Below are 24507 nucleotides of genomic sequence, written 5' to 3'. Positions count from 1 at the left end.
AGCTGCTTGTTCTGCCATTGCTTTGATCTCTTTAGCCGCATCGGCTGAACGATTCGCTAGGTTACGAACTTCTTGGGCAACTACCGCAAATCCTTTACCTGCATCTCCCGCTGTTGCCGCTTCGACAGCAGCGTTAAGAGAAAGGATATTGGTTTGGAATGCGATATTCTCGATAATAGCAACGGCATTATTGATAGAGTTAGTGGCTACTTGTATCTCTGTCATGGCCGTAGCGGTACGTTGTGCCAGTTCTGCACCTTCTTTAGCACTTGCATCGGTTTGTGCCGCCATAGATGCCATATCGTTTGCTTTCTGGGCATTCTGTTGAACATTGCTCGTCATCTCTTCCATTGCCGCTGCTGTCTCTTCCAAGCTTGCCGCTTGTTGGTTGCTCGCCGTGGAGAGGGATTCCATCGCCTGTTTTAGAAACGACGCTTCGCTTCGGAGATTAAGACCGTTTTGGAGATTCGTCGTAAGCATCACGGTGATCTCTTGTGCTAGATTATTAACACCGTCGATGAGTGCGGCCATTTCACCCCGTTGATTATTTTTAGCAATCTCGGAAGTGAAATCATTCGACGCATACGCGTGAAGCGTTTGAACGATTTGCGCGAACTGTTTGCTCAGCAAGAGGGTAAACGCGTTAAACGAATTAGCAATAACACTCACCTCTGTCCCATCTCCCTCGATTTGGGTTGGCTTAAACAATCCCGATTTCATTTGATCAAGTGCCAAAATCAACTCACCCATAGCAAGCATATCTTTTTGTTTTGCTTCAACGATAGATTGGAGACGAAGATGGGCGGTATCGGCGATGTGCTGAATTTTTCGATCTGAAAAACTCGCGTTTGCATAACGGTAGCGGTTACGTTTTCCCTCTATCACATCAAGCACTTCGTGCATGATTTCTTCGAGCAGTTGGGCATCGGTAGATTTTATTCCAAACATTTGGTTTCCTTAGAGTGTCTTATAAAGTGCGGTTGCTGTTGCGATCTCATCGTCTGTTACGTAACGTCTGCATGAAATATAGTGGCGTTTTCCCTCTCGCATAATCGGGTAAACGGTAGCATATACCCAGTAAAACTGATTCCCGCCATTAACACTGTTTTTGACAAATCCTGTCCAGATTTTCCCTGTTTTTACGGTGTCCCATAAATCTTTAAACGCGGCACGCGGCATATCAGGATGACGGACAATATTATGGGGCTTTCCGATTAGATCATCCACACGGTACCCCGCAGCCTCACAAAAATCATCGTTTGCAAAAATGATAATCCCTTTTTCATCTGTTTCCGAAACCAAAAAGGCTTTTTCGGTGAGAACACGCTCTGCGCCTTTTGAGATGAATATATTCATTCATTATCCTTAGAAATATGTATGATGCAATAATGACGATTTAGTGTTGCATTTGTGTCGCAGAATGGAGGATTTCCTCTTTTCCGGAAAACTCTTTTTGACTAATTTCGCTATACATTTGATCCGACAGATTTTGGACAATCGCAGATAATGAAGAGACATTGGCGGCTGTTTTTGCATTTTGCTGAGTCAATTGATCCAACTGTCCTACGGCACCGTTGATTTGGCTGATTCCAGCCATTTGTTCACGATTGGCATTGGCTACATCACGTACCATATCATCCGTTTGAGCAATTTTTTGAGTTATCACAAGAAAACTGTCCATCATATTTTTAGATGTTTCCAATCCACCGTGTGATTTTTCACGTGCAGTTTTGGCAACTTCTTGAATATTTTTGGCAGCTTCCGCACTGCGATTGGCAAGATTGCGTACTTCTTGAGCAACAACGGCAAATCCTCTCCCCGCATCTCCTGCAGTTGCCGCTTCAACGGCGGCATTGAGGCTGAGGATATTGGTTTGAAACGCGATATTGCCGATAATCTCAACGGCCTGATTGATTGCTTCGGTTGCACTGACCATTTCACTCATAGCGTTCAAGCTCTCGCGTGCAACACTATTGCCGCGTTCAGCCGCAATTTTTGCTTCTTGAGCGAGAGCCGTCATCTCTTGTGCTTTTGCCGCACTGGCCGAGACGTTTGCCGTAAGTTCTTCAATAGCTGCAGCAGTCTCTTCGAGACTGGATGCTTGTTCATTCGAACTGCTGCTGAGTTCATCGGAATAGTGACTAAGATCAAAAGTATTACGTCGAAGGGAGAGAGAATTGGTGAGCTGTTGGCCATATTGATCCGCAATAATATCTTGAAGTTCATTGATATGGAGATTAAGCTTTTTGATATCTTTTTCCCATCCGTCGGATTTAAACGGCATTCGTAAATCGTTGTGGCTGATACGGGTAAATCCATCTTCAATTTCACAAAACAGCTCTTTGAGACGGCTCATCAGTCCGTTATAAAAAATAGTCGTTTCTTTAAGTACCGTACTTCCGTTTACGGTACACTCCGCCATAGAGACATTGGTTAATTCTCCCGTCTTGGCACGAAAAACCGTCAGTGCGAGCATTCCGGCTTGGATATAGTTTGCATCACGTACCATTTTATAGTCATTGGCAAAATGGCTGAGATCGCTGAGTAAATCATTGATTAACGCTCTCGAGCTCTCCTCTTCGATAGTGGTTTCATTTACGGTTTCAAAAACAAAATCTCGACAATTTTGAATAGCTTCTTTGAGTAATAGATAATCTTTTTTTCTGATATCAAACATATATACGAATCCTTATTTTATTGTTTTGTAGAGTGCGTCATATTTATTAATTTCTGCACGTGTCGGTTTACGACGCAGTGAGAGGTAGCGTGTTTCGCCATTTTCAAAAGTAATAGGAGATACGGTGGCATAGACCCAGTAAAAATCTCCCCGTTTGGTTTTATTTTTTACAAAACCATTCCATGTTTTTCCCTCTTTGATCGTTTTCCACAAATCTGCAAAAGCGACTTTTGGCATATCCTGATGTCGCAAAATATTGTGCGGTTGTCCGAGCAGTTCTTCCCAACTGTATCCGCTGTAGCGAATAAAATCATCATTAGCAAAAGTGATAACCCCTTTTGCATCGGTTTCAGAGATGATCAGAGAACTGTGGTCCATTTCGATTTCTGCCATACGTTATACCTCTTTTATTATTGCTATATATCTTTCAGATGCATCGTAATATTTTTGAGTTGCAAGTATGTTGCAAAATAAAGCAGACGTTAAGAAGAGTGATGTTTTTTAGATATTAAAAGCTTCTGTGTGTAAAAAAGTAATTAAACGCGAGAGATGCAAATCTACTCAAAGAGGAAATTCTAGTGAAAATAATTAGATTTTCCCCTCACGTGCATAGCGTGCTTTAAACGTTGGATATTTTTTGATACTGATGATAATCGTACCGTTCTCATCAACTTTAGAAACTTCGGTATACGCCAATTCATAGCGATGGCTGCGATAGTACTCTTGAACACTCAGTGCGATTGCATCGATATTTTTAGAATTCTTTTCTAACCCTAATGAAGGGCGTACAAGATTCATAAGACGTTGTGTCGATATTTTTTCGTTTCCGTCAAAAAAGATTTTATTGATGACATTCGGTTTGATATCACGGCGTTTCATCTCTCCGATCGCTTGTGCGTCAAAATCGGCATATTTACCGATGCGGATAAGGAGACTTTTCTCCTCTTGATCCATTTTATCAACAGATGCATAAGTGAGAACATAGTTATTTCTATGGTAATAAGCTTCTATCTCTTTAGCAATTGCACAGGAGTGTTGAATGTCCAACGGAGTTCCCATATAAGGGTTTGCAACTTTAAGAAGCTTTTTTGTCGGTACTTTAACGTTTCCTACAAAAAAGATTTTATCGATTGTAGAACTTGGGGCTGATGCAAATGCGTAAGCCGTAAATATAAGTCCGCAGAGCAAAGCTTTAAGTGGCATGGTAAATCCTTTTGATAGCTCTCATAATAGAAGAGCAAAATATAAGTAGGATTCTATTGGTTTAGTGTTGCAAATATGTTGCAACACACATCTTTTACTCTTTACTTATCTGCACCATAACACGATCGAAAAATTGTAAAAAAGCTTCCGAATTTATCGATTTTTGTTCATAATCCATTTGCTCGTATTTTTGAGAAATCAAATTCTCTAATTCAACCATTATCTCCTGCATCTCTGCATCGATCTGATCGATTTTTTCTGCGCTCTTATAGTGTTTACTCATTTTATTTCTCCTGTTGATGTGAACAATTAACATATTTGATGTGATCTAACCCTTTAAATACACCTAATGTCGCTTTTTCGATTTGAGTGCTTAATGCATATATTTTTTCATTTGACTCGTGTTTTAAATCGGCATCGATCAAAGATTGAACCCCGTTATGCACCATCTCATGTTCACTAAGCATTGCTTGCCATTGCGGTGTTTGAGCATAAGGCATGTGCTTATGCTCATCGATCCATTTTCCTAATGCACAATCATGGTGGCCGGTAACACGCCAAGGCTCATGTGCAAATTTGAGTTTTCCGTAATTGGTCTCTTTGAAAATAATATGATCAAGTTTGAGTTTTGCCATATCGAAAAGAAGCTGTGTATCGCACGTGTGCGCTTTGTGCGCCTCCTCATATTGAATTCGAGATAGCATCAACTCGAACTGCTCAGTTTTAGAGAGGATGTCACTGGCAATTTCAGCCACATTATTGGCTGTTTTTGCATTTTGCTGGGTCATCTGATCGAGCTGAGAAACCGCATCGTTTATTTGATTGATACCGGCCATTTGTTCACGGCTGGCATTCGCGACATCACGCACCATATCATCGGTTTGGATAATTTTTTGGGAGATAAGAGAAAAACTGTCCATCATATTTTGGGATGTTTCCAACCCTCCGCGCGATTTTTCACGTGCTGAGCGAGCAAGTTCTTGGATTTGTTTTGCCGCTTCGGCACTGCGATTGGCAAGATTCCGAACCTCTTGAGCTACAACGGCAAACCCTTTTCCTGCATCTCCGGCAGTCGCCGCTTCAACAGCGGCGTTGAGGCTCAGAATATTAGTTTGAAAAGCAATATTATCGATAATATCAACGGCATTGTTGATCGCTTCGGCTGCACTGACAATTTCCCCCATGGCATCTAGACTCGCATGAGCGATAGTGTTGCCTTTCTCAGCAGCTATTTTTGCCTCTTGTGCGACATGTGTCATTGCTTCAGCTTTAGAAGTATTAGCCGCAACATTCGATGTTAGCTCTTCGATCGCGGCGGCAGTCTCTTCCAAACTTGAAGCCTGCTGATTAGCGCTGGTACTGAGTTCATCACCCGATGAGCTCAATGCACTCGCTTCCTTGTTAAATTCTTGAGAAAATTTTGCAATCATGGCAAAAATTTCACTGTTACTCGTCGCCATGGAACTGGCTGCATTTTGGATCGAGGCAAATGACCCCCCGATAGTCGTCCCGGTATCCGAGAGTGATACCGAATAATCTCCATTGGCCATTTTAGTCATAACAGCGATCAAATTTGCAAAAGTACGCTCGATCTCATCCACCATTTTATTAAGCGAATGAGCCAACGCATTCAAACTCGGATCGCTGTAATGAGTCTGAATTCGATTGTACAAAAGCCCTTTGCCAATAAAATCGGAAACGGTTCCGAAATCAACAATACTTTGTCTCTGCTCAGCAAATTTTTTATCTAAGATCGCGATGTTCCGATTGATTTCTACCGCTAATTTTCCGAATTCATCCTTCCCTAGATCGGGCAGGGGAAGGGTACTCTCTTGTTCACCGCCCAGAAATTGGAAAAAAGAGGTGAGCCCATTTTGTGTTTTGGACAAAGAATCTTTAATCTGAGATACGATCTGTAACATGACGATCCCCAATACAATAATCAACACAACTCCGCCGATTCCGGCATAGATACTCCACGTTACGATATGTTGTTTAAAGGTCTCCTGCATTACGGCAGCTTCTTTTGTTTTTGAATCAACCAGTTTTTCCATCGACTTTCGCGATGCTTTTGCCATAGGTGAAAAATTTTGATGATAATAGTGATAGATGTCGGTGGTACTTCGATTTTGCCCTTTGAGCGTATTCATTAAATCAGAGGATGCGGCTACAAAAACCAGAGCGTCTTTCTGAGCCTGTTGTTGGAGCCTTTGTTGAGAAGGATCAATACATGCGGCTTCAACCTCTTTAAAATGTGCCTCAATTTTTTTTCGTGTCTCCTCTAGTTTGGCAAGATTTTCATTCAAATTTCCTCCAAGCATAATTTCACGGGTAATACGGCTAAAATAATTGAGCTCTTTTTCGGTTTCCAAAACGGCTTTCACCCCTTTAAAACTTTGAGCTTCAAATGTATCAAACTCTGTATTAAGTGATGTCATAGCCCCTATGGCAAGTAGAGTTCCCATCCCGACAGCTATCGATGTCAAGATCATCATGAAACCGAGTTTTTTCGCTACGGATATCTTTTGTAACCATTTTTTCATCTCTATTCCTTATTATTAACTGTTAAAAAAGCTCGATGTCCGAGTCAGATGATGTATGATGCTGATTGCTTAGCATCCCCTGTAAACTCAGAGCATCACTGATCAATGAATTATCCATATAGTGGATATCTTCAACATTGCGGTAAAAGAAAATTCCCCGCCTCCATTGTTCGAGATTGTCAAACAAGGAGGTGAGCATCGGCATAATGGAGGGGATCTTACTGACATCTTCAATTGAGTCGAAGGTAGTGGCCAACTGCTGAATTCCATACGAAAGTGCACTGAATTGCGGAATCATCTCCAACTCTTTGGCATAAGAGTGAACGATTCTGCTCAATACGGATAATGTCTCTTGATTGATATTCCGTTCCGCACTGACCAGTAAAACATTAAAATTATCTTCTAATATCTCAAGATCTTCATTGGTTTTGTCCAACTCAAAAGGATGAACACTATGGAACTCTGCCGCAGACATTTTTTCACTACGGGTGTAGAGCATCATTTTTTCATCATCATTAAGTTCTCTTCCGCTGAGTTGTTCGTGTGGCATATTTAGTGGTTCAGATTGTTTCATACGCTTGATTTCAGCAAGTGCTTTGTGAAGCTCTGCATTGCTTTTTCGCAATTCTTGATTCGTCTCTTCGAGCGTAGTACTGAAATAATCAAACATTTTATGATCATAAATGGCTTGAGCACTTTTATTAAGCTGTGTAAGAACGCGGCTCAAATCAACCGGTTTGAGCAAGAAACCGTCAATACCAAGATTAATAAGGGTAATCAGCTTATCGCTCTCCGAGTGTCCCGATAAAATAAGAATGTTTTGTTCACTATTTTGCATACGTATTTTTTCAGCAAGTTCAAGACCGCCCATCAAGGGCATTGTTAAATCGGTAAGTACCAAATCATACGATTCTTCCTTATACATTTTGAGGGCTTCTATACCGTTTTCAGCGGTATGAATACAACCGAAAAAACGTCCTAAAAATATTTTTAACTGCACGCGCAAATCACTATCATCCTCAACCAGAAGCAATTTCATATCGTATGCAATCTCTTTAAGATTTTTAACTATTGAGGATGATTCGTTATAAACCATGATAAGGCGACTCCTATTACGATTCTCAGAGAATTATTAGTAAAAATAATCCTGTTGCACAATTATTTCTTTTTAGTGTCGCAAATATGTTGCAAAAGACAAAGTTGTATAAATTAGCTCATTTCTTTGTTTTGTAGAGTTCTCAATATTTTTTCTCCCGTTAATAATGAGCTAACATTTTTGCATTCCGGAACTACATCCTCCATCTTTTTCATATGATTTGGTGAGACTTTTAAGGATAAACAAACCCGTGCATATTCTTTATCCCATCCAAAACAACTGTGATAACGCTCCATTAGAGTGCTTTCTTCACCAGAAGGGGCATAGAATTCGATTTCATGAATCAGCGCTTTTTTGAGTAGAGAAAGATTTTTTTCTTCAAAGTAGTCGATCGTGGAGTAGGGGGCTATTAGTGCTATGACTTTAGAAACATCCCCTTTTTTTGCAAGAATATTGGCTGTCGATATAATATTTTTTTTGTAGGCATCAACTTGATTCTTAAATATTTGCGTTGTTCGCAGGGCAGGGTACTCGCAAGCGAGGGTAAATAGTTGTATCAGATTATTGGTTTTAGAAGCATTATTGAATGCGTCAAAAGCTTTGATCTGATTTTTAAAATCATTTCCGGTAAGAGAAAAAGGTTTTATTCTCGTTAGCTTTGAAGCATATTCATCGGCTTGATCCATTTTTCCCTCAGCCATCAGTGCCAGTGTTTTGTCAATCAAAGCTTCACCGTAGCTCATAAAGCGGCGATATACTTTTGTTTGACGCAACATCTCATGCTTTTCACCTATATCGCTCAAAGCTGTAAAATTTCTTGTTGACGCACTGGAAAGGAGTTTTTTATAATTTTCTTCAAGTACTTCAGGTCTTGGTATAAGGCTATGCACACATTTAGTGCATCCTCCGGGAGCGGATTCAATATATTCGTTAAATTTTTCCGGATCAATCTCTAAAAGTTTAATTTCATACATTAACGCTTTCAAGCAACCGGTACGGACTTCATGAAACTCACGTAATTGTCGTAATTGCGGTGAATTACGAACGGATACACAAGCTCCTTGCGCATTTCCAAGAGAAATTTTCTCCATAAACGGAACAATCTCTTCAGAAGAATAAAGAGAGTGCATCAATTCTTTACGGATCGCCCCATCGGCAACGATGAGCGAAACCATAGCCTCATGGCCTTTTCTCTCATCAGAGTTAGAAGGATTAAATTTAAAGATCGATTCATACTGTTTCTCAAGTTTTGCACATATATCTTTATTGACAAATATCAAAGGAAATTCTCCCGCTAGAAGGGAGAGATTAGCGATATTACCTGTTTCGATGGCGCTATACGCTTCTTGAAGTGTCGAATGAAGATCGATGACAACACCGTTTCCATCTGAAAAGCCGACAAAAATTTTCTCACCTGAGACGCTGATGGAGGTAATTCCCCAAAAATCAAAATTGACACACCCCAATTTGACGCCGTCAGAATTGTTGTAAATCATTAACTGATTACTCCGTGAACCCAATAAAATCACATTTTCATTGAAGCCTGAAGCAATATGGGTCGGCCATTCCAATGACGGATCTCCCAAAAACTGCTGATTTAATAATAGGTTATATACGTATGTCGTCCCTGCACGTGTAAATCCAATAATCTTGTTGTTATCGGCTGCAAACGTAACTGCTTCAGCGATTTCATCTATACGAAAAACCTGAATGACTTTATGGGTATCGATACGGAGCAAATGTATTTTTTTATCCATTGTCGAAATTGCAATTTTTGATCCGTCTTTAGAAAATGCCGCACACACGATTGAATCTGAAAGATGAACTTCACATAGACGCTCATATGTGAGTGTTTTGTAGATATCCAATCTGCCGGAGTTGCTTCCAATCGCAAAAAAAAGATTATCATCACTGAAAAGGACAACATCAGGTTTGCTCATAGGAATCATAGAAAGAAGTTTTACCGGTTCAAGAGAGAGAAAAATAACACGTTCATTTGCACGGTCACACACTAAGCCGAATTTACCGTCATTGGTAATCGTGACTGTACTCCCATAACGGTTGGGATAGGATTCGACCCCTTTCATATTTGCATGTTTTATATATTGCCCTTGGGATGAGTAGCGATAAATAGTTGGGGTGGAATCAATAACTACAACACCTGTCTCATTTATAGTAGAAGCTACAATGCTTCTAAGGGCATGTAAGGATGAGTATTCTAATGACATTGTATTTACCCCCAAACTGTTGGAATACACTATTATTTCCCTTTAGTGTTGCAAGTTTGTCGCAAAATATAGTTATGCTTTATACGGCTTTCTGTACATAAGGATTTTTAAATATAATATATATTATGTTAACCAAATAAAATTCAGTTGAGATAAGTTAGACTTACAGAATGGAATCTACAAAAGAAAAACTCATTGCCGATATCGAAAACCTACTAAACCGCTATGATGAAGTCAAGCCGACACACATCAATCCTGAACTATTACAGTTCCTAGACCGCCAGACTCTTCTTAGTATTATAGACTCTATTCTCAGACAGCAAGAAAAAACCAACGAAGCAAACATCGAATGGCTTGAACAATTTAAACAATATTGACCTCCCCTATTTTAATAACGAAAACCGTTACTGTAAAATATCAATCTAAATTTGTTTTTTTAAGGTAATGCTAAAAAATATTATCTATAATTACAACAATTTAACACAATGACATTATTTAACATGTCATTAACAAAAAAGGATCGTACCATGTCATCAAACGTCGATTTAATCCAGCTTACCGAACAAACTAAAAAACTCACGGCAATGGTCGTTGAAGACGAAGTAGTTGCCAATGATCTTTTGAGTTCAACGTTCAAAAACTTTTTTGCTGAAGTCACTTCTGCTTATAATGGAGCTGAAGCGCTTCGTATGTATGAAAAAATCAATCCGGATATCATTTTTGTTGACATCATCATGCCTGAAATCGACGGTATTGAGCTTGCTCGCCGTATCCGATCAATCAACCCTTCACAAATTATCATCGTTATCTCTGCGAGCAACGATATCCAAAAAATCTCTGAATCAATCGAAGTAGGGGTAAACAGCTTTATCCAAAAACCGATCGATACTAAAAAGATCCTTGAGATGCTTCAAAACATCACCAGTCTTGTTGCAAAACGTAAAAAAATCGAAACTAAAACGTTCTCGATCTCATTGCCGCTTGATGTCTATGAGCTGGTTGACGATAACGCAAAAGCAGAAAGTATCTCTAAAAATGCGGTCATTATCCGCGCTCTTCGCTCTTTTTACAACAGCTAATCTCCCCTCTTCCCGCTTTGCGGGAAAACAATCTGTAAATTTAGCTTTTTTTCAGCAATTGATTTGTATAATTTCAGCTCAGGTTCACCTGATCTTTTCAATACGGCCCCATCATCTAATGGTTAGGATTCCAGATTTTCATTCTGGCCATACGAGTTCGAATCTCGTTGGGGTCACCACTTTAACCTCCCTTATAAAAATTTTCTTTTCTTTAAAAGCCCTACAGTATCTTATTCGTGTGCTATAATTTAATTACAATACAGATAAGGTTGAAGATGGACAGAATACGGATCAAGGCAACATTGCTTTCGATATTGATTGTCCTGTTACTTATAAGCTATTTTCTTTTTAATGCTCTTGAGAGTAAAAAACGCACCTTAAACGATAAGATGCAAGAGCATCATGAACTTCTCCAAAACGCTTACAAACTTTCTGTCTTTGATGCCGAAAAATCTCTCAATTATCTCGGATTTCAGATACTGACCGATCAAAAGATCGTTAATGCTTTCGCATCACGCGATCGAGAGACGCTATACCGATTGGCACTTCCTTATTTTAATAAAGCCTATGCCCGCGGAGAAGTCGATTTAACAGGCTTTATTCACAATGACGGTATCCATTTTTTACGTCTTACCGACCCTCAAAAATTTGGTGATAACATTGCAAAAAAACGCCCTATGATTGAAGAGGCAATTCGAACACGCCAGCCCATAGTATCCTTGGATGTTACCCTTTATAATATATCTTTAGTAACGCTCATCCCTATTTTTAAAGACAACAGTTTTCTAGGCCTCTTTCAAGCATCGGTTAAAATCAATCGTATACAAGAACATCTTGATGTTCACTCCGGAATTAAAAGTGCCTTGGCTTTTGATTCTCAAACACTTAATACACTTCTTCCTGACAAACATTTAAAAGAATATGGTAAATATTCACTGATTTCCTATAATAACCCGCTGTTCGAATACTTGCCAAAAGAATACACGTTAAAAGATTCTTATCGTATTGCCTATAATGGCAGAACCTATATGATTGCTCCCGAAGAGTTGCATACGTATGCCAATAAATCTTTGGCGAAAATCGTATGTGCTCTTGATGTAACTGAAGATGAAATCATATACAAACGAGAAATACGGGAGTTGATCGTCGTCAGTCTCTTAGTCCTCATTTTGTTAAGTATTGTTTTGCATTTCGGGTTTAAAGCGTTAATTGATCGTATTCACGATCTCTCAACCAAACATAGCAAGCAACTTCATTACCAACTTTACAATGATTCCCTTACACGACTACCCAACCGTAAAGCTCTTTTTGAAGATCTTTCCCATAACTATTATCGGGGAGTTATGCTTCTCAATATTGACAATTTTAAAGAGATGAATGACTTATACGGACATGAAATCGGAGATAAAATTTTATCTGCTATTGGCACTACTCTTCAAGAGGCAGTCATAGATCATCCGCTGGCTGTCTATAAAATGCACGCCGATGAATACGCATTGGCTCTGACAGAACCCTTATCCGAACATAAGTTTACTCATCTGTGTCATGAAATTTTACATACACTCAATGAAGGACATTACGATATTGACGGAATTAGTATTTTCGTCACACTCGGAATGGGCGCCGATATTTGTTTCGAAGACGGATGCGATTTGATCGGAAGAGCCGATATGGCACTCAAAACAGCAAAAAAACGGGGAGTTTCGTTTGTGAAATACCACGATGAACTCCATATCAAAGAAGAATATTCCAATAATATCTTATGGAGTAAAAAACTGAAAGATGCAATTGATGAACACCGTTTTGCCCTTTACTACCAAGGGGTACATGAGAGTTCAACGCAGTCCATTATTGAATATGAGGCGTTAATTCGGATAATCGATAAAGACGGCTCGATTATTTCTCCTGCAATGTTTTTGGATATTGCCAAAAAATCACGTCTTTATCGTCATATCACCCATTTCGTCGTTAATGAAATTTTTACACAACTCCATAATACGCCTCACACCTATTCGATTAATCTCTCTTTAGACGATATTCTAAATCAAGAGACGCAAAATCTTATTTATAACCATTTAAAAGAATCAGATGTCGGGAATCGTCTTATTTTTGAAATTTTAGAAAGCGAGGGTATTGAAAATTTCGACGAAGTTTCAAATTTTATTGCTCACGTCAAAAGCTATGGATGTAAAATAGCCATTGATGATTTTGGTAGCGGTTACTCAAATTTTGCCTATTTAATGCGTTTAAATATTGATTTTATTAAAATAGATGGATCGCTTATCAAAAACCTAGATATCGATCTGAGTGCACAAGACATTGTACGTACCATTGTCGAATTCGCCAATCGTCTTAATATCCGAACCATTGCCGAATTTGTCTCTACCGCCTCAATTTATGATGAATGTAAAGAGCTTAGAATTGATTATATTCAGGGTTATTATTTAAGTGAACCCCAGCCAAAAGTATAACTGTCACGAAACAGATTCTCAAAAATCATAATTGAGTATAAAGTTCTGCTGCGTTATTCCGTTTTTTCGGAAAATAAAATTGTATTCCGAAGCTCCGGGAATTTGATATGTCTCACCTCGAGCTACTTTGCGTGCCAAAAGGTATTCCGCACGAAGCCCTTTTAGTGCGCCTCCGAATCGATAAAAAACATCAATATTCCATTGAGCATAGCTTGGATGGCCGTATTTATTGTATTTCCACTCTTTGGCGTCCGTTTTTTTGTATTCTCCATAACCTGCCATCACATCCAATCCACTCAACCCCTGAGCGGCAAAATTATGTTCAACGCTCGTAAGCCATGCATGAGAGTTACCGCTTCCATCACTGCGTTCGCGTTTTTGAAAGGTATAAAGAGGTTCTTTCCCCCACTCTCTCGGAAATAAAAATCGCCCATCGTCCGTTGTCTGATTGTAGGCAAATGTCAGCTTTGAACTCCGATACTTAATGGCTGTTTTAACTCCGTAAGTTGTACTCTTTTCTCCCTCTTGCATGTACGATTTTGCTTTGATCGCATTGGTTGATACACTATTATCTTCACCATTTCCTCCATCACCCGATTGACGCTGGTAAACATATTGAGCACCGTACGAAAGCTCAACAGAGCCGTAGGGATGGGTATAGCTCACATCGGCATAAGAGAGATTAAAAACATTTTCCAAATAGTAATCCCATACATCAATAGTAAATTCTTTAGGAATGCCATAACGTATATTGGCTATAAAAAGGCCATCCGATGACGTATTACCGCGATAATTTCCGGCAACCGTTGTTTCGAGGGAACTATTTCCCATTTCATATCCGTAGCCCAAGGAATCTTCGACGCTTTTCCATTCAGGAGTATTTCGGTTCCAAAAAGCATTGATATAGCCGGCTTGTGCACTCCATTTATTTGAGAAAGCGGAAGTAATCCATACTCCTTGCTCAAATGTCGGAATCATACGGCCATCTTGCGGATTTACAAAGGGGGTATCCAGCTTCATCCGCCCCAGTGTAATAGAATTTTTTTCATAGTGGTAACGCACATAGGCTTCACCTATATTGGTGACGCTTGAAGCATCATAATTGATTGAATCGACCAAGCCGACGGCATAGCGGGAATTTTTATTGGAGGCTAAGGGTTCAACATTCCCGGAGGAGATATTATCTTTGATAAAGTGTGTCGTATAAAGGCCAACAGCCCCTTGGAATCGGTTCCAGTTGGGTGTAAGATAAAGAAGTTTCCCCCCAACCGCAGTCGCTTCATAATCATTCAAGGGTTCTTGATTGTCTTCCATCATCGTAAAAATACGAATTTGACCTTGAACTTTTCCAAACCACGTATCATCTTGAGCATGCGATGAGAGTACGACGAGTACAAATGCAGCGATTCCCGATAATTTCATCGACAGACTCTCCTCGAATTCATGGCAGAATATTAGGCTGTTTCATTCCCGCCCGTTACTTTGATATGCCACGGTTCATAGCGGACACCGTAAGGGTTCCCTTTCGTATAGCGTATTGTAATGTACCCGCCATCGTAGAGCTTTTTAAAGACATCGGTCTCTTGAAATTTTGTACTGAAATTTCCATGCCCGTAGCCCACTTTACCGATATCAAAATCTCCGACACTGTGAAAGGTGAATCCGGGAGGGGCGATAGAGGTAGATGCCAGACGCAAATCTCCCCCCTCACTCACTATTTTTTTTAAAAAAAGATGGAGCTGCTTAACGGGAGCACGAACACCGGATGTCAATATCAGTTCATTACCTATCAACTTTTTGATCGTTGCATATTTTTCGGTTGCGGCACCTCTTAGAAGGAAATGCCCCGATTTTTTAATGTAGACAAGATCTTTTTCAGAGGTAATAGCGGTCAGTCTCGGTACCGTTCTCTCCCCGTAAAATCCGTAGCGACGGGGATCACCGTAAAAAATGGTTTCAACATATCCAACTTCATACGGAGTCAATGGTTTATTACAATGAACTGCCGTCTTTAACATTTCATCAAAACTCATGGTATTAAATCGAACATACCCAACATGGTTTTGGACCGTATTCAACTTATCCAATAAATTCTTAACCATAAGAGAACTATTTTTTGTTGTAACAGCAGAAGGGATAACCTCTTGATTCGCACCCAGAACCAGTGTACTGCTGCAAGCAACAGCTAGCGATAAAAACGATCTTCTGTCCATTGTGTTTCTTTGTTCACTAAATCTTAATCTCTATATCGTACAATCTTACCTGATTTTGAAAGAATCTTCCTAAAAAAATGGTGTAAAATTGTTCTTAACAGGATTTTTTTCTAAAAACTCTACTGGAGGCGAAAGATGAACGGTTCGATTTATACTCAAATTGCAAGAAATGCCATTCAAGAACATTATGAGGGGACTAGTATTGATAGGGATTTCTATCTCTCAACGTATCCTGAACTCTCACAAGAGAAAGCGTCCTTTGTTACCTTAACGCTCAATAACCGCTTACGAGGATGTATCGGGTCGATTATTGCCCATCAAAGCCTCCTAGATGATTTGATATCGAATGCCCGATCAGCAGCATTTCATGATCCCCGTTTTCCCCCATTGAGTAAAGAGGAATTTTCTCAACTATCGATAGAAGTATCCCTATTAACCCATCCCGAGCCGGTAGAATACGGTGATAGAGTCGACCTTGCGCGCATCATTCGTCCCTATGTTGATGGTGTCATCTTGCGTCTAGGGAAGTATCAGGCTACTTTTTTACCTCAAGTGTGGGATGAACTCAGTGATTTTGAGTCGTTTTTTTCACATTTGGGAATGAAAGCGGGAATCGGTAATGATCCCCTCTCGTATCATCCCGAGATTTATACCTATCAGGTTCAAAAATATGAGGAGCAATCCCATGCCTAAACGTACAATGAGTGTTGCGGGTAGTTTTTATCCCTCGTCTGCGCGCGAGATTGAGAATATGATAGAGCATTTTAACGCTATTCTTGAATCCCACCCCGATGCACTTAAAAAGTTTACTGCACTACATGGAAATGCCGTTATAGTCCCCCATGCCGGATGGATCTATTCAGGTTTTACCGCCAATATCGCGTTTCGTGTTTTGAGTGCTTCTCCTCCAAAAACGTTTGTCGTCATCGGCCCCTCCCACCGCATCGGCTTTGAGGGGGTAAGTATTTCCGATGCACACTTTTATGAAACACCTCTGGGGGATGTAGAGATAGATCATGCGGGGGTAAAAGAATTGATGCAACGATTCGCCCTCCCCTGTATCGTTGGGGCTCATCACGAGCACAGTACCGAAGTGCAGATCCCTTTTATCAAACACTATTTCCCGCAGGCTAAAGTCATAGAGCTTGTCTACGCCTATGCTGAGCCCTCGATGCTGGAACCCATCATAGAGCGCTGTTTAGCTCTGAGGGACACCGCCGTCGTCATAAGTACCGATCTGAGCCATTACTACTCGCTCGATAGGGCAAAACAGCTCGATTCCATCTGTTTGGAAGCGATACGGGATGAAAATCCCCATGCGCTGCATCAAGGGTGTGAAGCGTGCGGAATGATAGGGGTAGAAGCGATGTTAAACGTAGCCAAAAAGAGAAATTTGCAGAGTACTATCCTCGATTACCGCACCAGTGCCGATGCAAGCGGAGATACTTCTAGAGTTGTAGGGTATGCAAGTGTAGTGTTTTCTTAAGCGGGTAAGCTATAATTCGCGTATAAGATTAATACCAATTATAGATCGTGAGGAAGAATGGATACCGAAGCATTGATTGAAAAGACGCAACGACACTTAAGCACTCTTTTACGTGAGGCATTTCATCACACTGATGCAGAGAATGCCGTCGTGGTGTATGACACACGGTGTCTGATAGCAACACTTTTGATGGAGGGGTATAAACGCGCCCTCCCCCATGCACGATTAATCGATTTTGATGCACACTCTCCTGAAGAGGTTCGATCACAGTTAGAAGCTCTAAACCCCTCAGATTTGGTCGTATTGATCCAATCGACCAACTTTCGTCTCGATGCGTTTCGCTTGCGTGTCGAGTTATTTAAACTCAAATTAAAAGTAATTGAACATCCCCATCTCAGCCGTATGTCGGACGATGAGGCATCGTATTTCATCGACTCGCTTGAATACGATAAGGGCTATTACCGTCCTCTCGGTCGTGCGCTCCAGTCTAAAATAGACAGCGCTCCTATGGGGGTACTCGACAGCGGCGGAGATCTGTTAATCTACGGTTCACCGTTCGAGTCTGCCAAAGTCAATATCGGAGATTATACGGGGTTACCTAACTGGGGCGGTCAGTTCCCGCTAGGGGAAGTGTTTACCGAAGCTCAAGATCTAAGAGCCGTTCACGGACGGGTGAAAATCTATTGTTTCGGAGACGTGACGTACAAAATCAACACCCCTGAAACGCCTATCACCCTTATCATCGAAGAGGGGAAAGTCGTAGCGTGCGAAAACTCGACGCCTGCATTTGATCTAATATTATCTAATATACGCCGAGATGAGGGGGGAGTCGTTTGGATACGGGAACTCGGATTCGGACTCAATAGAGCCTTTAGTAAGACACGTACCGTTGCCGACACGGGAACCTATGAGCGAATGTGCGGGGTTCACATATCGTTGGGGGCGAAACACGGTACTTACGGCAAACCGGGTTTTAAACGTCGAGACGGACTCTACCACGTCGATGTTTTTGCCGATACCCATACCTTTTCGCTTGGGGATGAAGTGATCTATAGAGACGGGGCCTTTGTGATTTGAACGGCTCTCAATTCACCCGTAACTTCGTCCGTCCCGTAAAGAGCTTCAAAAAGTCATAAATATCACTCAAAAAAAAAGCGCGGGTATCCTGATGCTCAAACCGCTGAAGCCATGCTTTCTCTTGATTGAGTATCCCCCGACACGGTACAACAAACTCCTCCAGTGGAAGAAGCGGTTTTAGAATACCGCAATCATTAATTGCCATTACGACTGCGTCAAAAAGCTCATCGAGTCGTTCATCGTCATTTATGTGATAGAGTTTGCCGTCCATTTTGTAAAAACGGTAAATTGCCAATATTTCCTCAGCTTTGTCCAGTTCACTCATTTGCAAGATCCGAAAGAGATAGAGTGGGCAAGAGCTACCGCCTCATTGGTCACATATCCGTCATACGTGTTCAATGCACTCAAATACATTTCATCTTTTAACAGTGTATTCAGAGGTGTAGAAGCAATCTTAATCGCATAAGGAAGTGTTGCATTCGTCAGAGCAATGGTCGAAGTGCGAGGATACATCCCCGGCATGTTGGCAACACAGTAATGGACGATCCCCCCTACCTCGAATGTCGGATCTGAGTGGGTAGTGGCGTGAGAGGTTTCAAAGCACCCCCCTTGATCGATAGAAACATCTACAATCACTGAACCTTTTTTCATGATTTCAAGCATATCTTTCGTAATAAGTTTAGGTGCTTTGGCTCCGGCGACCAGCACCGTTCCTATAATCAAATCAGCCTCTTTAATACTATTTAATATAGAAGCATGCGTTGATGTAAGCATCGTGACATTTGCAGGCATAACATCCCGCAAATAAGTAAGCCGCTCGGTGTTGATATCAAGCATCGTAACTTCAGCACCTAAACCGGCAGCAGCATCCGCTGCCGATTTACCTGCTACCCCTGCACCGAGAACCACAACACGATTACGCTCTACCCCGACCGCTCCCCCTAATAACCGACCGCTTCCGCCGTTATAGCGTCCCAGATGAATAGCACCGAACAGTGTCGCCATCCGTCCGGCAATCTCACTCATCGGCTCTAACAGAGGAAGCCTGCGCCCTACACGAAGCGTCTCATAGGCAAAAGCAGTAATTTGTTTGGCACAAAGTATTTCAGTGAGTCGTTTATCGGCGGCAAGATGCAGATAGGTGAAAAGTATTTGAGACTCTTTCAACCGATCGTATTCAATCTCTATCGGTTCTTTTACCTTGATAATCATCTCTGCTCCGCCGTAAATATCATCGGCACTTTCCCAGATAACGGCTCCCGCACTCACATAAAGTGCATCGTCAAAACCGCTCCCCTCACCTGCTCCTTGCTCAACCAATACACTATGCCCTGCTTTCGTCAGTTCTAACACTCCCGAAGGGGTCATACCGACCCGGAATTCATCCGTTTTAATCTCTTTTGGAATACCGATAATCATCTTTTTCCCCCTATAGCCACTGCGTATATTAGTGGATTGGTTGACCAGCGAAAACTCTCTTCATCATAAAAAGCTCCGATTCCGCTGCACGTAACATTGTGCTCTTCACACACCATATAGAGTTCCTGCGTAACTATCCCTGCTTCAATATGAGAAGAGGCGCAAAAATTCTCTGCATGGATAAATAGTACCATATTCGCCCCTGAAATAAATCTCTGATCCAAAAGTAATCGGACACATTCAGAGATGAATTCCCCCTTCTCAGTACATACTCCGCTTCGATACACACCTAAATGCATACACTGTGCCTGTAATACGATAGAGACGATTTCTAATCTCGAGGGTGGCGCACGATCAAGCAGTATCTTTATCACCTCATCACTCATCATTGCTGCATCAAATTCGCGTCCGCTTCGACGTGTCGCATTAAGTTTTAAAAAATCTCCGTATTTTTCCATCACGGGAAGAGCGGTATAGGGTGGATTCTCTGCGAGTTCCCGTCCTAACATCTCATCGCTTTCACTGTAATCGGTAGGGTGTACTCGCATCAGAGATTTTTTCAGCGCTCTCACACTCCGTGCTGATATTTCGCCGATCCCATACACTGCCGCAATCACCTCATCTTCACTCATTCCCATAATCTTATTTAGAGGCTGAGTCGGAGACATTTTTGTCAATTTCACTCCAAAATATTCTGCTGAGAGACCGAGCGCACCGATCTGATGACCCAAATCGAGGTAGAGATATCTCCATGCTCTTAGGGAATATTTCCATGATGAGCGAAACGGAACCAATGAGATCATCACCAATACACCCTCAAAACGGCTCGTCAATCCCAAATAGGGTTCTACCCCCTCCCCTGCGATCTCTGCAATCATCACCAACTCGCGATGCACTGCATCAAGGTGATAGATTCCACTGAGAATCCCTTCCATATTGCGCAGCTGGACATACATCTCAATCGGGTGAAGATTTCCGGCTGAGGGGACATTAAGACGATAATACGCTCTTTGGGCAATAATCGCTTTATCGGTAATACAACGTGTCTCTTCTAGCCATTGTAGAGAAGGGAAATCGGAGAGCTTTATACGATAGCAAAAATGGGGATAGTGTTTAAATGAGGCGGGCTGCGAATCCCAATCCAAAAAGGTTTGTTTATTTTCCACCCATTCACGGGTTAGAAGGGTTTGTTCACGCACTGCGAAGTTGGTTAAATACGTCGCGATTACTGGTCAGCTCAATCGCACTAAAGCCGTCTTCATTATGAAGCGTTGTATCCGCGCCCAAGGATAGGAGCATCTTCACACATTCCACACGCGAAGCCGATGCGGCGTACATAAGGGCTGTGGTTCCTTCTTCGTTGGTATCGTTTATATCGGCTCCCGCTTCGACGAGTAAACGGATTACTTCGGATGAGGAGGCATAACAGGCATTAAAAAGGACACCGTTATAATCAGTATTGATTGCATAAAGATTAGCCCCCGCTTCGATCAATCGTGCAACCATCATCGCATTACCCTCCAATGCGGCAAGGAGCAACGGGGTATTACCGTTCAATCCTCTGCACTCAAGATCATCAGGGTGAAAACCGCGGCTTTGTAGCCATATAATATACTGTTCGACCATCACAAACCCCTTAGGAGAATTTTTAAACACCCATCCAATTTTCGTGGTCGTGCCCTTTTTTCTTGAAGTTGGCCGCTTTATCCACCGCTTCAATACATTTATCATAATCGACTTCGTCGGTGATCTCAGGTACCACTTCAACATAGCTGATCATCCCTTCCTGATCGATGACGAATACCGCGCGAGCAAGACGGTCTTTTAGTTTTCCCTCAGTGATGAGAAGTCCAAACTTTTTAGCAAAATCGCGATTCGTGTCGATCACTAGTTCCGCACTGTCTATCCCCTCACGTGTGACAAAATCATTTACAAATTCAGCATCATCGGTTGTTACCATTACCGTTTTGAGTTTTTTGAATTGTTTGATGAGGTCATTGAACTTTTTAGCACCCAAGGAACACACTTCCGTTTTAAGCGACGGAATAGCAATAAGCAGCTGTGCAGTAGGAGCAATCATCCCGATAACGTTTTGACTCCCGTCCAGATTGGTGACACGAGCAGCAGGTGCTTCTCGCCAGATAGACATCTCTTTTCCCTCCAAGTTGACCGGTGTCCCATGTACTGTAATCTGCATATTCTCTCCTAAATAGGGATATTTTTATAATGACAGTGCAAAATTAGTTCTCATTATTGCCTATTTTTTGTACATACAAATACTGACTCATTGGACATTTTTGTATTAAAATGCTAGACAACTTATACAAAAGATTAGAAAATGATGACCTATGAAGCCAACATCCCCAATCGTGAAGAGTGTCATACCTGTAGTCTCACTTTTGCGTATAAAGAGATCAATCTGCTCTATGACATTGCGGTGATGCTCACCAGCACCACCGAGATCATGGATAGCGTCGAAAAAGCGATGCGTAAATTGAAACAGCACGGATATTTGGAACGTTGTGCTCTCTTTCGAAAGAAAGAAGATGCCGATGAACTGGAGTTGCTAAGTTCAATTGATCTTGAACCCTACCAAAAGAAGATGGCAACCTACCGCTTCGGGGAAGGTGCGACAGGTTTAGCCGCTAAAAGCCGTGAACCGATCGTCATCGAAAATATTCATAATAACATCAATTATCTCAACAAAATGGGAAATATTTCGACGCAGATGGTATCGTATGTTGCCGTTCCCCTCTTACAAGATGAAGATGTAATCGGGGTTATCTCCGCCAATATCGGTAAAAATAGTCCCCTAAATTTTGACGAAATTGTTCGGATGCTCACCATCGTCGGATCACTTTTTGTCGGTGCACTCAAAGCACAACAGACCATTACAAAAGAGAAAGAATCACTTAGCGAACTCAAGACCTACTACAAAGAAGAGCTCCAAAAAGATTACAAATTTGAAAACATCGTCGGACGCTCTACACGAATGCAACAGGTATTCGGAATGATTAACACCGTTGCACCGACCGATGCGACTATTTTGATTCGCGGAGAGACAGGTACGGGTAAAGAGCTGATCGCTACAGCGGTACACAACCTCAGCCGCCGACAAAATGGTCCGTTTATCAAACTCAACTGTGCCGCTATCAGTGAAACGTTGCTGGAAAGTGAACTCTTCGGACACGAGAAGGGAGCCTTTACCGATGCGAGAGAGATGAGAAAGGGGCGTTTTGAACTGGCAGATGGGGGAACACTCTTCCTCGATGAGATCGGAGACATTACCCCATCACTTCAAGTCAAGCTACTGCGAATTTTGCAAGAACAGGAGTTTGAGCGGGTCGGAGGAAATAAGACGATTAAAACCAATGTTCGCCTCGTTGCCGCGACCAACCGTAACTTAGAAGAGATGGTACGCAAGGGAGAATTTCGAGAGGATCTTTTTTATCGACTCAACGTTATTCCGATCAATCTTCCGCCGTTACGTGAACGGTATGAAGATGTTAAACTTCTCATAGAGCACTATCTCCACCGTTTTATGAAAGAGCATCGCAAGAATATGCACTTCACCAAGGGGGCGATGGAACTCCTCCTCGATTATCCGTGGCCGGGGAATATCCGCGAACTTCAAAATACAATGGAGAGGATTGTTCTCATCTGTCCTGACGGTGAGATCCAACCGGAGATGCTCAGCCATGTTTTACCGTTCAACTATCAAAAGCTCTATATGCAAAGCGAACCCGTTCCTGTGGCGGTCAGTGCAGTTCAAACAACTCCGCATCCGATGCCTCAGCACGATGGATATGGATCCGGACCGATGACGAAAAAAACGCTTCAAGAGTTAGAACGTGAAGCAATACTTCAAGCACTGTCTGACTCACACGGTATTCAAACAAAAGCGGCACGAGCGCTAGGTATGAGTGCACGTCAAATCGGATATAAAATTAAACAATACGGTATTGAGATTTAAGGGATCTCCATCCGTACACTATTTTTTCCATCCGATTTCGCTCGGTAAAGTGCTCTATCCGCCCGTTCAAATACCTCATCTAGCGTCTCACCAGGCAAAATAGAGGTTAAACCAAAACTGCATGTGACATGAACAATAGTTTCAAAACTATTTTTGTCGATACGCTGACGAATTTGTTCCGCAATTTTCATTACCGTAATCGGATCAGAATAACGGAGTAAAATAGCGAACTCTTCCCCACCCCAACGAATAAAAATATCCGATTTCCTAATCGATCGACCCACGAGAGCAGTTAACTCTTTGAGTACGGAATCGCCGACGTTATGACCGAAGGTATCGTTGATACTTTTGAAATTATCAATATCAAAGAGTAGTAGAAACAAGGTAACATCATAATCCCGTCCAAGTGTTTGATGCGCTTGAAAAATCTCTTCAAACAAACGTCTGTTGCCGATCCCCGTCAACGCATCGGTTGTCGCCATTTTTAATAAACCCCGTTCACCCTCACCGACCATCCCCATTAAAGAGTGAACCATATTATATTCGTGTTTAATCATAGGAGTTAATTGGGCATAGCAGATAGAGAGAAGATGATGCTTATCGATAATACCGACAACCCTATTTTCTTTTACCGCGACAATTTTATTATAGGGAGTATTTTCCATTTCATCAAGTACTTCCGATATCTTTTTCGAGGCATCGAAAGTATTCACAGGAGTTATCATAAATTCTTTGACAGGAAGCCCTGAATTATCACAATGATAAAGTACTCGTACGATATCTTTTACTGTCAGTATCCCTATCGGTAATCCACTTTGGGTAATTATTACAGCATCAGCACTGTCAGAAGCAAAATATTCAAGTACTTTGTGCACTATAACATCGCTCTCAAACACACCGCAAGGAGGATGATCAGAAAATAAATGACCAATAGCGGTAGAATGGGTTACTGCTGATATTTCTGAAATCATTTAGCCTCATGCGCCACTTAAAATTTAATTATAATATTATAGCACAGAAATATACAGAAATAATAATTGGT

General features: G+C 41.5%; 24 protein-coding genes and 1 tRNA gene. 8 read left to right on the top strand and 17 right to left on the bottom strand.

The window, feature by feature from the left end; translation table 11 throughout:
- The 9 genes from Q8O20_RS11990 to Q8O20_RS10080 all read right to left on the bottom strand — a co-directional run.
- Nucleotides 1-291 (bottom strand): methyl-accepting chemotaxis protein (locus Q8O20_RS11990; RefSeq protein ID WP_371131555.1); only part of this gene is annotated, 291 nt, incomplete at its 3' end.
- A gap of 666 nt (nt 292-957) precedes the next feature.
- Entirely contained in the window at nt 958-1356 is a 399-nt protein-coding gene (locus tag Q8O20_RS10115; protein WP_305531055.1) for a PAS domain-containing protein, read from the bottom strand.
- A 40-nt stretch (nt 1357-1396) separates the two neighbouring features.
- Nucleotides 1397-2020: a methyl-accepting chemotaxis protein gene (locus Q8O20_RS11985; protein WP_371131554.1), complete on the bottom strand. Its 624-nt coding sequence runs from the start codon at nt 2018-2020 to the stop codon at nt 1397-1399.
- Between the two features lie 669 nt (nt 2021-2689).
- Nucleotides 2690-3070 (bottom strand): PAS domain-containing protein, encoded by a 381-nt coding sequence (locus tag Q8O20_RS10105; RefSeq protein ID WP_294897049.1) that lies wholly within the window; start codon nt 3068-3070, stop codon nt 2690-2692.
- A 195-nt stretch (nt 3071-3265) separates the two neighbouring features.
- On the bottom strand, nt 3266-3880 hold the full coding sequence (locus Q8O20_RS10100; protein WP_305531053.1) for a POTRA domain-containing protein: 615 nt from the start codon (nt 3878-3880) through the stop codon (nt 3266-3268).
- Nucleotides 3881-3974: 94 nt separating this feature from the next.
- Nucleotides 3975-4163, bottom strand: coding sequence for a hypothetical protein (locus Q8O20_RS10095; protein WP_305531052.1), 189 nt, complete (start codon nt 4161-4163; stop codon nt 3975-3977).
- A 1-nt stretch (nt 4164) separates the two neighbouring features.
- Nucleotides 4165-6423, bottom strand: coding sequence for a methyl-accepting chemotaxis protein (locus tag Q8O20_RS10090; RefSeq protein ID WP_305531051.1), 2259 nt, complete (start codon nt 6421-6423; stop codon nt 4165-4167).
- Nucleotides 6424-6445: 22 nt separating this feature from the next.
- Nucleotides 6446-7519, bottom strand: a complete 1074-nt coding sequence (locus tag Q8O20_RS10085; RefSeq protein WP_305531050.1) for a response regulator — start codon at nt 7517-7519, stop codon at nt 6446-6448.
- A 113-nt stretch (nt 7520-7632) separates the two neighbouring features.
- Nucleotides 7633-9606, bottom strand: coding sequence for a WD40 repeat domain-containing protein (locus Q8O20_RS10080; protein WP_305531049.1), 1974 nt, complete (start codon nt 9604-9606; stop codon nt 7633-7635).
- A gap of 311 nt (nt 9607-9917) precedes the next feature.
- Between Q8O20_RS10080 and Q8O20_RS10075 the strand changes: the two genes are divergently transcribed.
- The 4 genes from Q8O20_RS10075 to Q8O20_RS10060 all read left to right on the top strand — a co-directional run bounded on the left by Q8O20_RS10075 (nt 9918) and on the right by Q8O20_RS10060 (nt 13297).
- Complete coding sequence (locus Q8O20_RS10075) at nt 9918-10124, top strand: hypothetical protein (protein ID WP_304742718.1); 207 nt, start codon at nt 9918-9920, stop codon at nt 10122-10124.
- 150 nt (nt 10125-10274) lie between these two features.
- A complete protein-coding gene (locus Q8O20_RS10070) occupies nt 10275-10826 on the top strand; it encodes a response regulator (RefSeq protein ID WP_294897033.1) in 552 nt (183 codons plus the stop codon).
- 104 nt (nt 10827-10930) lie between these two features.
- A tRNA-Glu gene (locus Q8O20_RS10065) sits at nt 10931-11005 on the top strand.
- Nucleotides 11006-11101: 96 nt separating this feature from the next.
- Nucleotides 11102-13297: an EAL domain-containing protein gene (locus tag Q8O20_RS10060; RefSeq protein WP_305531048.1), complete on the top strand. Its 2196-nt coding sequence runs from the start codon at nt 11102-11104 to the stop codon at nt 13295-13297.
- An 18-nt stretch (nt 13298-13315) separates the two neighbouring features.
- Here Q8O20_RS10060 and Q8O20_RS10055 read toward each other — a convergent pair whose 3' ends face one another.
- Together Q8O20_RS10055 and Q8O20_RS10050 are read right to left on the bottom strand one after the other, a co-directional pair.
- Entirely contained in the window at nt 13316-14719 is a 1404-nt protein-coding gene (locus Q8O20_RS10055; protein WP_305531047.1) for an OprD family outer membrane porin, read from the bottom strand.
- A 32-nt stretch (nt 14720-14751) separates the two neighbouring features.
- On the bottom strand, nt 14752-15510 hold the full coding sequence (locus tag Q8O20_RS10050; protein WP_305531046.1) for a D-alanyl-D-alanine carboxypeptidase family protein: 759 nt from the start codon (nt 15508-15510) through the stop codon (nt 14752-14754).
- Between the two features lie 135 nt (nt 15511-15645).
- Here Q8O20_RS10050 and amrA point away from each other — a divergent pair, with 135 nt between their 5' ends.
- From amrA to Q8O20_RS10035, 3 genes are read left to right on the top strand one after another with little or no spacing between them, the layout of a single operon-like run.
- A complete protein-coding gene (amrA, locus tag Q8O20_RS10045) occupies nt 15646-16203 on the top strand; it encodes an AmmeMemoRadiSam system protein A (RefSeq protein WP_305531045.1) in 558 nt (185 codons plus the stop codon).
- Nucleotides 16196-16996 (top strand): AmmeMemoRadiSam system protein B, encoded by an 801-nt coding sequence (gene amrB, locus Q8O20_RS10040; protein WP_305531044.1) that lies wholly within the window; start codon nt 16196-16198, stop codon nt 16994-16996. The genes amrA and amrB overlap by 8 nt, the downstream gene beginning before the upstream one ends.
- 57 nt (nt 16997-17053) lie before the next feature.
- On the top strand, nt 17054-18073 hold the full coding sequence (locus Q8O20_RS10035) for a hypothetical protein (RefSeq protein WP_305531043.1): 1020 nt from the start codon (nt 17054-17056) through the stop codon (nt 18071-18073).
- Between the two features lie 7 nt (nt 18074-18080).
- Here the strand turns inward: Q8O20_RS10035 and Q8O20_RS10030 are convergent, their stop codons facing one another.
- The 5 genes from Q8O20_RS10030 to Q8O20_RS10010 are packed head-to-tail and all read right to left on the bottom strand — an operon-like array spanning nt 18081 to nt 21689.
- Nucleotides 18081-18398: a hypothetical protein gene (locus tag Q8O20_RS10030; protein ID WP_304742734.1), complete on the bottom strand. Its 318-nt coding sequence runs from the start codon at nt 18396-18398 to the stop codon at nt 18081-18083.
- On the bottom strand, nt 18395-19492 hold the full coding sequence (gene ald, locus Q8O20_RS10025; RefSeq protein WP_305531042.1) for an alanine dehydrogenase: 1098 nt from the start codon (nt 19490-19492) through the stop codon (nt 18395-18397). The genes Q8O20_RS10030 and ald overlap by 4 nt, the downstream gene beginning before the upstream one ends.
- Nucleotides 19489-20691 carry a nitroreductase family protein gene (locus Q8O20_RS10020; RefSeq protein ID WP_305531041.1) on the bottom strand — a complete coding sequence of 401 codons (1203 nt, stop codon included), beginning with the start codon at nt 20689-20691 and terminating at the stop codon, nt 19489-19491. The genes ald and Q8O20_RS10020 overlap by 4 nt, the downstream gene beginning before the upstream one ends.
- A complete protein-coding gene (locus Q8O20_RS10015) occupies nt 20684-21118 on the bottom strand; it encodes an ankyrin repeat domain-containing protein (protein WP_305531040.1) in 435 nt (144 codons plus the stop codon). The genes Q8O20_RS10020 and Q8O20_RS10015 overlap by 8 nt, the downstream gene beginning before the upstream one ends.
- A 22-nt stretch (nt 21119-21140) precedes the next feature.
- Complete coding sequence (locus Q8O20_RS10010) at nt 21141-21689, bottom strand: peroxiredoxin (RefSeq protein ID WP_304742742.1); 549 nt, start codon at nt 21687-21689, stop codon at nt 21141-21143.
- A gap of 141 nt (nt 21690-21830) precedes the next feature.
- Here Q8O20_RS10010 and Q8O20_RS10005 point away from each other — a divergent pair, with 141 nt between their 5' ends.
- Nucleotides 21831-23465: a sigma-54-dependent Fis family transcriptional regulator gene (locus Q8O20_RS10005; protein WP_305531039.1), complete on the top strand. Its 1635-nt coding sequence runs from the start codon at nt 21831-21833 to the stop codon at nt 23463-23465.
- On the opposite strand, the gene Q8O20_RS10000 is transcribed toward Q8O20_RS10005, so the two are convergent.
- Nucleotides 23462-24436 (bottom strand): GGDEF domain-containing protein, encoded by a 975-nt coding sequence (locus Q8O20_RS10000; RefSeq protein WP_305531038.1) that lies wholly within the window; start codon nt 24434-24436, stop codon nt 23462-23464. The genes Q8O20_RS10005 and Q8O20_RS10000 overlap by 4 nt on opposite strands.
- Nucleotides 24437-24507: the final 71 nt, after the last annotated feature.

Origin of the sequence: Sulfuricurvum sp. (assembly GCF_030691015.1) — a bacterium.
In the GTDB taxonomy this organism is placed as follows: Bacteria; Campylobacterota; Campylobacteria; order Campylobacterales; family Sulfurimonadaceae; genus Sulfuricurvum.
The sequence above is the reverse complement of the archived record's forward strand: the minus strand, read 5'-3'. Positions and strand labels throughout refer to the sequence as shown.